Here is an 11,365-nt window from a genome sequence, read left to right as displayed (position 1 = left end):
TTTTGATACAAAAAGGCCGCTACCAAGAATTTCGTAAAGCTTTGAATTCTCGATTGATGATTTTTGATGGGTCGATGGGAGCTCTTCTCATGAAAAGAGGACTCCCTCCCGGACATGCCCCTGATCTTTGGAATTTAGAAAATCCAAAAGTGATTGAAGCGGTACAAAGAGAATACGCTGAGTCTGGAGCAGACATTCTTATCACAAATACCTTTGGGGCTTCGCGCTGGCGTCTCGACGAGTATCGTGCTCACTCAAAACTTGTCGATATCAATGCAAGGGCCGTGGAGATCGCTCGACGAGCGGGAGGTGAGCGATGTTTCGTGGCGGGTGATTTGGGTCCCTGTGGGGATACTGTGTTTCCGACGGGCTCGCGATCTTTTGATGAGGTTTTGAGATCTTTAGGGAACAAGCTCGAGTTTTGATCGACGAGGGCGTCGATTTGATTGTTGTTGAGACGATGTTTGATTCGATGGATTTCAAAGCGGCATTGGCAGCCGTGCGCGATCTCAGTTTAAAAGTCCCGCTGATTGGTTTGATGACATTTAACACGGATACTTTTTCGGATACTGGAATCAGCCCTGAGGCATGTGTGGCAATAGCGGAGGGGTATCATTGCGATGCGGTTGGTGCCAATTGTTCGGTAGGTCCGCAGGCGATGCTGAAGGTGGTCGAGAAAATGAAGGTCTGGAGTCGACTGCCAATCGCCATCCAACCAAATGCGGGCATGCCAGAGTTGAGAAATGGCGAGACGGTGTTTCCGATGGATGCTGTTCAAATGGCCGAATACATTCCACAGTTTTATGAGCGTGGGACGCGAATACTGGGTGGCTGTTGTGGAACAACACCAGGATATATTAAAGCTATCAGGCACTACGTTGATAGTCAGGGAGACAGAGTTTTTGGAGCGAGCCAACCACTTGACGATCAACGTGTTTTGATCGCCTCAAAAACACGAGCCGTGGGAATCGGACCTCAGCATCCCTTTGTGATGATCGGCGAAAAAATCAACCCCACAGGACGAAAAAAAGTGGCCGACATGATCCGGCAAGGAAACATCGAAGCGCTACTGGCCGACGCCCATTTGCAAATTCAAAATGGAGCTCAGTGCCTGGATGTCAATGTAGGAGTCCCTTTGATTGACGAGCCACAAATGATGAGAGAGGTCATCACGACATTGCAGAATTCGGTCGAAGTGCCCTTAGTGATTGATTCAAGCTTTTCATTGGCTCTCAAAATGGGGGGAGAAGTTTACTACGGAAGACCTCTTCTCAATTCAATCAATGCTGAAGATGAGAAACTTGAAGAAGTGATTCCAATTGCAAAGCGCACGGGCGGGGCGATGCTCGCCTTGATCACTGAGACGATGGTTCCTGAAAAAGCAGAAGATCGTCTGATCTATGCGCGAAAAATTTTGGATCGACTGATAGAAGCTGGATTTAGTCGGCACGATGTCGTCTTTGATGTTTTGGCCTTAACAGTTTCGGCAATGAGAGAAGGAGCTCGAGAAAGTTTGAGAACGATTGAGCTGATTCAGAAGGAACTGGGTTGTGCGACAACTTTTGGCTTGAGCAACTCCTCATTTGGATTGCCAAACCGAAGATTTGTTCACCAATCCTATTTGATGATGGCGGTGCAACGTGGGCTGAACAGTGCCATTATGAACGTACTTGAAAATCAGATAGCCACCAGAGTTGCGGCGGCTGAACTGTTTGGTCCCAGAGGGGCCGCAGTCGAAAATTATTTAGATAAGTGGTCGGAGCCCATCAGCGAGGGAGCCGACTCTGGCTCTACAGGGGTTCAGACTCTTCAAACGAAGTCTGAAGAAGGAGACGATTTTGTTAAGCAATTGGATCTTGATGGGCTCGAAATGGAAATTTTTTGGGATATTGTTGATGGGAAGAAAGACAAAATACAAATTGATATTAGGGAGTTTCTAAAAACGAGGTCATTTGAATCTTTCAGTCTATTTTTGGAGATCATGACACCTGGAATTAGGTACTTGGGAGATCTGTTTGCCAAGCGAAAGAGATTTATTCCTCACCTCGTTGCTTCGGCTGAGGCAATGAAATTAGGGGTGGCTCTTCTCGAGCCCTTTTTTAAAACCAGCGGGGGGAGTGGAGAAGCTCGTGGTACGATCGTCTTTGCGACGGTGAAGGGCGACATTCATGACATTGGAAAAAATATCTGTATTCTCATGTTGAAGAATTTTGGTTACCAAGTGATCGACCTAGGTCGCAATGTCGCCATGGATGAAATCTTTTCGGCGGCCGAGAAGAATAAGGCCCAAATTATTGCCCTCTCTGCATTGATGACGACAACGATGGTCCAAATGAAACAACTTGTAGAAGAAAATCGTCGCAGGGGCTTGGATTTTCGGGTTATGGTGGGAGGTGCGCCAGTGACCTCTGACTTTGCGCGCGAGATCGGAGCCGACGGGCATTGTGAGGACGTTGGCACTTTGGTAGGAGAGACGGAGCGAGTTTTTTCAGCGCTAGGATATATGACTCTTTAGTAAACCGAGAGCGAAGGAGGACAAAATGATTCTATTTTCTTTAAATGGTTTGCGTGGTTTTTGTTTTCTCTTTTCTGTTTGTTTGATGAGTTCAATTTTTTTTGTTTCCCTGCGCGCCGTGGCTCTCGACTGTGGCCGAATTGAATTGACGAAGGGCAGAGTGGAACTGCTCAGACTGAAGGGTGGAGAGGCAAGCAAAGCGGACGGGGTCCGCAAGGCGATTGTGGTCAATGGAAAGGAAGTTGTGGACTGCCAAGATATCATCGTCACTTTGCAATCTGCTCGTGCGAAAGTTCGATTGAGTGGCAATGTCCTATTGACACTGGGTCCACACACCAGGATATCGATTGAGGAATACGCGAAAAATTCAGGCAGCCCGACTCTGGTACATCTGGCTTACGGTAAAATCAGAACATTGTTTAACCCAGCAGGTACAGAATCAAGCTCAAGCTCAAGTTCAGGTTCAGACGCAAATTCAAAATCCGATAATAAAAAGAGTGAACCAGAAAATAAACAGAGTCGATTTCGGATGAGGACTTCCACTGCCGTTGCGGGGGTCCGAGGAACCGATTTCTATCTGAGTTTTGAGCCCAACACAAAGTTAACTGAACAGGCAACCATAAATGGTGCCGTTCAAGTTGAGCAGGTTGACACGGGTCAGAGTGTGCTGGTCAATTCGGGTCAACAGGTTGTCGTCGAACAAGTTCGTGAAAAGAGCCAGACGGGTGCTTCAGAGACAAAAAAGGAATTGGAGGTGAAACCCCTCGTCGTTGTTTCTATCGCTCCTGCCTTGGTCACAGAAATCAAACAAACTTCTCTTTTGGTTAAAAACGATCAAGAGTTTGTTTCTCCTGAATCAGTTAAAATCCTGGGCGCGCCAGATGACTGGAAACCTTCTAACGAAGAGGTCCCCTTTGACCTCAATGGACTTAAGGAAGAGTTTTAAAACTGAAGAAGCGGTGCGAGGTGAATTAAAATACCCCAGGCGTTGTGGGCAAATTTCTCGTTGGCCCTATCCAATTCTGTTGGCTCTGGCCCTGAAAAGTACTCTTGTTCACGTCTTTTTGTCCCTTCATACCTAAGGGCTTGATGGAAATAGATCTCAGCTGAAACAAGCAAACCGCCCCAGCCAAGCGCTTCCGTAAAAAATATTCGATCGAGCCCCAAGGAGAGTCTTCCGCTCAGAGAAGAAATATCACGATGAATACTAAAGCTGGGGCCGTAACTATCCAGCCCTAAAATGTCACGTCCGATTCCAGCACGAAAAAACCAAGCCCATTGCCGCTCAAACTCGGATCGCAATCCCAAATCAAGGACGAAAGATTCAAGACGATTGGAAACATAAAATGTCGATGGAGGGCCAGAATGAAATTTCGATCCCTCATCATTATCTGATTTATCCGACTCATAGAAATTCAGAGCGACCAAATAGGACTTCTCGCCCAACTTGAAATTGGCTTGCAATCGGGCCCCGTGAGTCTCATTGTCCTCCAACTCCAAGAGATAATTGGCGTGGTTGAACTTGATGTTTCCCCCTAGTGGGCCTAAAGACCATCGGCTGCTGACTTTTGGTTTGGGTTGAGTCAATTTGTAACTTTCTTTCGGGGCCTCTAAATCTTGATTGAGTTTCCAACTGCGGAAGGCATCTTCACTCGAGTATTTCACTTTCCAGCCCTGCTTTTCCCAAACGTAGGTTGCTCCAGGGGGGAGTTCCCCTGATTCAGACAAGACTCTTCCTCTCAAGACGTAAAGTTGGAGGCGATGATAGAAGATCTCAGCGTCGCTAAGGCTCAAAGCGTGCCCATCAACACGGAGATGATCAGATTGTTCGGGTCCGCAGACCCAGCGGGCCGACCCACCGTTAAAATTCCAGGAGCTGTCGGCAGAAGGAAGTGGAGATTGAATCTGTGATTTGCCATAGGCGACAGCCGTACAGCGACCTCTTGAAATAAATTTTACGTAGGAATTTTGCTCCACCAAAGCACTTTCATTCCAGCGGAAGAGAGTTTTAAATTGAATGGGATCTTTGCGTTCTGTCCCTGACCAGCTCACTGAGCCTTTGACAAACTGAACCACTCCAACGAATTCATTGACTTGATTGTCAGCTATTTTTATTTTTTTTGAATCCAAGAGTTTTGTTTGCTTATTGAGTGGATCAGTATTTCCCTTTTCAGGCGAAATTTCATCGGGTCTCGAATCAATTTTCGCTTTTTGCGGGAGTGCATAGGGGACCTCTTGTGCCAATGTGGTCGTCACTCGGCAGAGACAAAACAGGGCCGATAGAATGATAATTTTCATAGCCATAGATCACTCATCCTTCTTGGTGCTAAGGTTTTTCAAGGCCCCCTCATCATAGGTCGGCCACAAGAAGGGTACATCTAAAATATAGGGAATGGTAGTGGGACGAACATCAGCCAAGTTGGGTTTTCCGCCTTCGATCCAGGCCTGATACCAAATTTTTGCCAAAGCCCGAGATCCGATTGCGAGGCGCTCAACCAACAATGGGGCAAAGGCCTTAATTACCTTTTTAGAAGAGGCAGACTGGCGCAAAGGGGGCAATTCACTTTTAGATCCGCTCTGCTGAGAAGCGGAAGAATCCTTGGTCTTGATGGCTGGAACAATTGCATATTTTTTATCAATTTGAATGGCTTCGTCAAGCCGACTCCAGGAATTTGCCGCGAGGGCCAAGGCAAAGGCAGAGGCGGCCCCCTTGGTCTTCCAATCGACTTCTATACCTTTTTCAACGGTGCGTTTGAGAGAAGGGGATTTCGCCATTTTATAAACTTCATTTTCAATCGAAAGCTCAAGACTGTTAACAACAGCACTTTCAAAGTACTCGTGTGCCTTTCCGTTTCCGGTGGCCCAGCCATCGTAGTTAACAGTCGTGTGATAGGGCTGTGTGAGGTCACCCACAAAATGCCCCATGACTCCTCCAATTGCCAAAGCTGCCGAGATTGCCTCAAGTCGAGTCTGTTCTTTGGTGCAAGAGTAAAAATTAAAACCGAGGCTTGGTGGCTTCTCTTGAGAAATGATTGGCAGATGCCATTTTGGTCTCTCGTCGATCAATTGGGATGAAACTCCTGTTTCTTTTCCTTTTGCGCAGGCAAAGGCCGCAACCATTTTTTCAAAGAGCTCACGAACACGCCAGGGCGCCGAGCCCACGTCAAAATACACTCGCAAGCCTTGAGGGGAGGCGGTATTTGCCGAAAAGGGATTTGGTTTTCCCTCGAATTTCTCGCGAACTTCGGAGTAATCAGAGGGCAAACCGAGCAAGAGCTTTTGGTAGGAGGCCTTGTTATCCTTTGTGGGCAAGCCAACGAGAAGTTCCAGGTCAATGAAGTGCGTGGGGCCGTTGGCGAGCAGGGCGCCTTGAGATTGCCGAGTGGTTTCTCTCCAAGAAATATCGGGAAGATTGGAGAGATGACCAAATTGGTGAGCGCGGTCCTTGAAAAAAGCGGGAAGACCGCGATCCACGGCTTCTTTGTCTGAAAAACTCTCCATGAGAAGTGCGGCCGTGTGTCCAATGAGGTGATGGCCCCTTTCGCCCCAAGCCTGGGCGTGACGGCTTATCAACAGGCAGGCGATCACCATTGTAACATTCAAGAAAGGTCCAATAAAAGCCCACGTTTTTTTTGGCAACAAATCTTTTGGCATTGAGATAATTCCCTTTTTGAGCAACTTAATAGTTGGACAGTTATCTGAGCATAAAGCTTGGTGAGGTCCATGCCTAGGTAATTGTTGTTCCCAGAGTCGGCGGTCAAAGAAGATTATTGACACACGACTCTATCTTTTTGTCTGAAATGGTAGGAAAAATAGCTGCCATTTCACTTATTCCATATTTGCTTAAGAGCGGGGAAAAACTTTCCGCCGAAAATAAGCCGGGCCCCTGCGGTTCTCGGGTCGTGAGGAAGAAATAAAACAAGTTGAAGAGTTGGAGCTGATCCAAAGCCTGCCCCTGAAAGCGGGGTGGGATGACAAAAGAGTCTCAAAATCATTTAGAGATTTGACATAAACCTTCGTTCTGACTAAAAATTTTTCTAGATGTATATTACTCGGATGGTTAAAAAAAAGGATCTCACTTCTTGCATGTCTTGTTTTGACTCTATTGTCTCTCCCCTCTTTTTCTAAGGAGCTGACTGATGTTATTGCAGTGAAGGCTGGTTCACCAGCCAAAATGACAGGGGATCACATTGTTATTCGCGACACTCCCTCTTTCAAAAAAGGGAAAATTTTGGGGGTCTTGAAAAACGGTGAAAAAATTGAGATTGTCGAGATCTCTAAAGAGAAAGCTGTGGTCGTTGACAAAGAGTATCGTTGGGTCAGAATCAAGTCTGATTCCTTCACGGGCTGGTGCACTGATGAGTTTTTAACTGCCGATATGAATTACCAATCAGAAAAATTAGATCTTCCGGCTGAAATTACTGTTAATTGTGAATACATTGACCCTGTAACAGTCACATTCAACGTCAAGAAAGGTCCAACTGAAATATTTGAATACTGCAGTAATCTAACAACTTTAAGCTTTAAATTCTCGAAAAACATTGTCGTTGATTCGTTATCAGCAGTCATCTCTTGGGGGGACTATGGAACCAAACCTGAAGATGATGACGGATATTATATTATTCAAGATACAATCGTAAAATCAAAACCCATTTTGTTAGGGCATAAAATTAAGGATTACTATAATTTTAATATTTCTGAACTTGATCCAAAGCTTTTAGTTTCTCAAAAGAAACCTATGCTTAAACATTCAAGCAAATACGTTAGCATCGAAAGTAACTCGGAACCAACCAATCCTTATGCAATTGAGTTTATTTTTTTAATTGATGGTAAAACATTTAAATTCAGGTCAGAAGTAAGAACTCCAAAAGGTTGTTAGTACTCGATCGCCACTTATCTAACTCGACCTACAGAGTCTTGGGCCAACCGCCATCCCAAGCGAGATTCCTCAATGAAAATCACTCCACAACATTGTTAGCGCCACATGCGGCAAAGGGTGGTGTCGTCAAAAACAACTGCTCGATGAAGCTGGGGACGGAGTTTTCTTTTCTAATCGAAATCTCATCATCAAAAAACTTGACCACTTTCGGTGCTCGTAACTCGCATATGGGATCACGCTTTTTATCGATAGATACAACTATTCCAGGTCGTAAGACCACCGATTCCAAGATTAAGCCGGGCTGAGAATTTGAGTTTTCCTTTTTAAAAATGAGAAATCCGGAGTGGATGCGATCACCAATTTGAATTTTGTTTCGCCAATCGACCAGAGGCATTGTGTAGAAAATGCTGTCCTCAGTAGTGTCTTGCTGAGGATATGCAGAAAGCGTGACCTCATCGTTAAAGACGAGATCTATGTTGACATAAATCTCGTTTTCCACGCTAAGGCGAAAATTAAGTCCAGGAATTGGAATACTTTGAACAGAAACTGGTTTCTCTTCCAGTTCCACTTTGCATTTCTTGCTTGCGCCGTTGACCCCTGCAAAACAAACATCTGGCATATTGCCGGTTAACTTGGCCCCTCTGATTGCCTGATAAAATTCCCTTCTAGAAATTTTAAGGTCTCCAAGTGAGGTTGAATTTTCACTCTCAGGCGTAAAAAATCGTTTATCGAATCCCTTGTAAATAAGAACACGGAAGAAATCTCTTTCACTGATTTCTTTTTGTGCATTCTGCTTGAGCCATCCGGTGACGAACCGAATGTTTTCATTGTCTCGGTCTGTGAGGGGATGCGCTTTCTCGTCCGGCATTATCTTTTCGAGAAGGGCTCTGTTCTTCTTGCAGCATCCATCCTCTTCTTTGTCGCCATTTAGGATTCTGGAGCTATTGCACAGTTCGGCCACGGTCATAAACTTGAGGAGGTACATATTCATAATCAGTTCGTGGAGTAGCAAGTCCGACTGATCCTTTGCATTCATCTGATCGTAGATACGCTTATCTATCCAGACTTCTTTCATTGTTTGTCGAGCTATTTGTTGAGTGTCGGATTTCATGAATGAAATGCCCAGGACATCCTTGTTCACTTTGTCGAGATCTACCGGAGCGATGTACCAGGTTTTCATCTTAAAAAATTGGTCGTAGTGGAAGCCGTTGGCTGTCTCACTTTTTATATTCTTCAGCAAAGGCGCAAGATGCTGTTGATAAGCTGGCAGGTGAGTGGGATCGACGATATAGGATTCGAACACCTTGCCGTCAATACCAGTTCCGCCGCCGCTGTCTGAAGTCCCATTCGCAGTTGGGGGTGATGGATTCTGTCCGTCGTGTGCGACTGGTGAACGAGGACCAGGACCTTCAGGAAGAGCGGGGTCGCCCTTGTCCCGTTTAGGGGCACAGCTGATCAGAAGATTGACACTGATCATCGCGATAATTGTAACTAGAATGGACTGGATAGAGCTGTTCATATCAATCACCTCTTTCTGCAATAGGTATTCCGTCTTCACTGGAGGTACAAAGAGAGAACCAAGGGGCGTACAATCCCAGTGAAGGCGGATATCTGATCATGGTCTAGGGTTTTAAAGTTCTACTTGCTCGAGGCACAAACCAGAGAAAGATTCTTTTGGGGGAGGGTCAAACCCAAAAACTGTTGATCGGCCACCGACCCAACTGCGATTGCGTCCAGTGTGAGTATGTTCTCCGATTTAGAAATGTCGACGCGTCCGACAGTAATTCCATATGCTCCGTTTTTCTCAATGCTAAACGTTACAAAAGTTGCTCCATCGATTGCCTTCCACTTTTCCTCGGTGTCGAATTGGCTCAATTGAATTTCTTCTACAGCGCGCGCACCGTTCTTCACCAATAGAAATCTAGGCGAAGAGATCTCTTCACTAAACAAAACTTGATCAAATTCCAAGTCTTTGGATGAGCCCGTGTTGATACTGCAAACGGTCATGGCACTCGCGAGATTTGCAGCCAACATAAGAGCAGTGATTGTAAATACGTGTTTCATTTTCGTCTCCTTTGGTCCCTGGGACCAGTTAGTTTGTTGGCCTCAAGGTAAGTCACTAACGCGTCGAATTACAGATGTATATAGTAAAAAGTTAAGTATTTTTTTAACTTATGGTAAAATAGTTGAATGCTGTCGATTTTCGAATTTACTAGTTATCGTAAATACTTAATGGCTTGGATTAAATCCCTTGGTTCTCGATCCTACGGAACTAAGGGCCGAATTGCAGAATCGCTTGGGGTCAGTTCGAGTCTCATCAGCCAAGTTCTTAAAGGCGAAAAGACACTGACTCCAGACCAGACTTCTGAGCTCTGTGATTTTCTTGGTTTGAATGAAATTGAATCTGACTATCTTCATCTGCTTGTGGACTTGGATCGAGCTGGTAATCATCGGTATCGCGAAAAACTTTTGCGCAAAATAGCCCATCTCCAGGAACAATCGCGGCGCATTGGCAAAAGAGTGCCGCGTCATAAAGAGCTTAATGATGAACAGAGAGCTATTTATTATTCGAGTTGGCTCTACACAGGGATTCGCAATCTTACGGCTGTTCCAGGCTTCGATAATGTGGATGCAATCGCGGAATATTTTCGTCTTGATCCTCCTGTTGTGAATCGCGTGATTCGCTTTCTTATTGAAAATGGCTTGTGTCGAGAGCAGGATGGTAAAATCACATACGGACCGGCGAGTACCCACGTTGACAAGGATTCGCCCTTTGTGAACAAGCATCACCAAAACTGGCGCTTCCAAGCCATTCAACACATGGAAGCTAGACGCGACGAGGACGTCTTTTTTACTTCACCAATGTCTTTGTCTAGAGAAGCGGCTGAGGAGATCCGCAAGCTGCTTCCAAACTTTATTCAGTCAGTGATGAAAATATCAGCTCCGTCACCATCGGAAATGGCCGTGTGTCTGAACATAGACTGGTTTGAATATTAAAAACTTATGCCGCTTGCCGCTTGCCGCTTGCGTCTTCGTCGCGATCGCGTTTTGTATCTTCAGAAGAACTAAGAATTGATGGAAGCGATGGCCCACTGAATGACTTTCTGAGCGACGTCCAAAGAGGACTTAATTTCCTCGGCCGTGAGCGGAAGTTGTCCCTCTTCATAACGGCGAACGGACGCAAAAGGATTTAATTCAGCAAGAGCAAAGCCTTCCGGCGGAGCTTTCTCATCAGGTAAAAGAGCAACAAGAATACCCAAGTCGTGAACAAGCGGAAATGGAATTTGAAGATGAACCAGGACGGCTTTGAGGGATTTTTCGATAGATTGTTGAACGATAAAAACAATGTTTTCAGGGCGGCCCGTCTTGATTTGAGAAAGCCCAACTGCAGACTCCAAATCGCCTTTGGCAATCGTCAGAAGTTCCCTGGCGTATTCCTTCGGGAAGAGTTGCTTCTTTAAATTTTTGGTCATCGCAGTTTTCTCCCACTATGAAAAGCAACGAAGCAGACCCCACCAAAGTTCTTTCTCTCATCGAAAGATTCTTTGGTTTTAAAAATCCAATCGATCGCAATATCGGCGAAACGAGGACTGTAGACTTCTTTTTGAAGTTGTTTGATAGAGGCTTGGTCTTTGGTAACAACAACGAAATCCAAGTCCGAGTCAGGAGTAAACACGCCATCGACCGCAGACCCGCAAAGGTAGGCCTCTAAAATTAAATCCTGTGAAGGAATGGAGTCTAAAAATTCCACCGCTTTTTCTTGAGCCCATTGATTCATGGCTGGATTAGGAATCATTTTTAGCAAGCCCATGTCGTCTACCTTTCTAACGTGCGACCTATTGTTCACAAAAAAGTTATTCTATCCAGCTGAGCATAGGGCCAGGCTCAAAGCGATATTGCCTGATAAGCCCTTGTAAAGTCAAAGTTTTTCAGGCTGTATTGGCACTTTGGTAAAGCGACTCCCAAGCTGT

11 protein-coding genes are annotated in these 11,365 nt (G+C 45.5%); 5 read left to right on the top strand and 6 right to left on the bottom strand.

Annotated elements, in window-relative coordinates; genetic code table 11:
* Positions 1–2 precede the first annotated feature (2 nt).
* From IPL83_10640 to IPL83_10630, 3 genes are read left to right on the top strand one after another with little or no spacing between them, the layout of a single operon-like run.
* The gene (locus IPL83_10640) at positions 3–425 is read left to right on the top strand and encodes a homocysteine S-methyltransferase family protein (protein ID MBK9039604.1); all 423 of its coding nucleotides are present in this window, start codon (positions 3–5) and stop codon (positions 423–425) included.
* Complete coding sequence (locus IPL83_10635; protein ID MBK9039603.1) at positions 422–2,515, top strand: homocysteine S-methyltransferase family protein; 2,094 nt, start codon at positions 422–424, stop codon at positions 2,513–2,515. The genes IPL83_10640 and IPL83_10635 overlap by 4 nt, the downstream gene beginning before the upstream one ends.
* 25 nt (positions 2,516–2,540) lie before the next feature.
* Positions 2,541–3,461, top strand: a complete 921-nt coding sequence (locus IPL83_10630) for a FecR domain-containing protein (protein MBK9039602.1) — start codon at positions 2,541–2,543, stop codon at positions 3,459–3,461.
* On the opposite strand, the gene IPL83_10625 is transcribed toward IPL83_10630, so the two are convergent.
* Positions 3,458–4,819, bottom strand: a complete 1,362-nt coding sequence (locus IPL83_10625) for a hypothetical protein (protein MBK9039601.1) — start codon at positions 4,817–4,819, stop codon at positions 3,458–3,460. The genes IPL83_10630 and IPL83_10625 overlap by 4 nt on opposite strands.
* A gap of 3 nt (positions 4,820–4,822) precedes the next feature.
* Positions 4,823–6,169, bottom strand: a complete 1,347-nt coding sequence (locus IPL83_10620) for a hypothetical protein (GenBank protein ID MBK9039600.1) — start codon at positions 6,167–6,169, stop codon at positions 4,823–4,825.
* A 496-nt stretch (positions 6,170–6,665) separates the two neighbouring features.
* Between IPL83_10620 and IPL83_10615 the strand changes: the two genes are divergently transcribed.
* Positions 6,666–7,394 carry an SH3 domain-containing protein gene (locus IPL83_10615; GenBank protein ID MBK9039599.1) on the top strand — a complete coding sequence of 243 codons (729 nt, stop codon included), beginning with the start codon at positions 6,666–6,668 and terminating at the stop codon, positions 7,392–7,394.
* A 79-nt stretch (positions 7,395–7,473) separates the two neighbouring features.
* On the opposite strand, the gene IPL83_10610 is transcribed toward IPL83_10615, so the two are convergent.
* Both IPL83_10610 and IPL83_10605 read right to left on the bottom strand, forming a co-directional pair.
* Positions 7,474–8,913 (bottom strand): hypothetical protein, encoded by a 1,440-nt coding sequence (locus IPL83_10610; protein ID MBK9039598.1) that lies wholly within the window; start codon positions 8,911–8,913, stop codon positions 7,474–7,476.
* A 119-nt stretch (positions 8,914–9,032) separates the two neighbouring features.
* Complete coding sequence (locus tag IPL83_10605) at positions 9,033–9,458, bottom strand: hypothetical protein (GenBank protein MBK9039597.1); 426 nt, start codon at positions 9,456–9,458, stop codon at positions 9,033–9,035.
* A 126-nt stretch (positions 9,459–9,584) separates the two neighbouring features.
* Between IPL83_10605 and IPL83_10600 the strand changes: the two genes are divergently transcribed.
* Positions 9,585–10,391, top strand: coding sequence for a TIGR02147 family protein (locus tag IPL83_10600; protein MBK9039596.1), 807 nt, complete (start codon positions 9,585–9,587; stop codon positions 10,389–10,391).
* 68 nt (positions 10,392–10,459) lie between these two features.
* Here IPL83_10600 and IPL83_10595 read toward each other — a convergent pair whose 3' ends face one another.
* Together IPL83_10595 and IPL83_10590 are read right to left on the bottom strand one after the other, a co-directional pair.
* Positions 10,460–10,867, bottom strand: a complete 408-nt coding sequence (locus tag IPL83_10595; GenBank protein ID MBK9039595.1) for a HEPN domain-containing protein — start codon at positions 10,865–10,867, stop codon at positions 10,460–10,462.
* Complete coding sequence (locus IPL83_10590; protein ID MBK9039594.1) at positions 10,864–11,241, bottom strand: nucleotidyltransferase domain-containing protein; 378 nt, start codon at positions 11,239–11,241, stop codon at positions 10,864–10,866. Before IPL83_10590 ends, IPL83_10595 begins: the two co-directional genes overlap by 4 nt.
* Positions 11,242–11,365 lie beyond the last annotated feature (124 nt).

The organism is Bdellovibrionales bacterium (assembly GCA_016716765.1).
Classification (GTDB): Bacteria; Bdellovibrionota; Bdellovibrionia; order Bdellovibrionales; family UBA1609; genus JADJVA01.
This window is presented reverse-complemented; position numbering and strand designations above follow the sequence as displayed.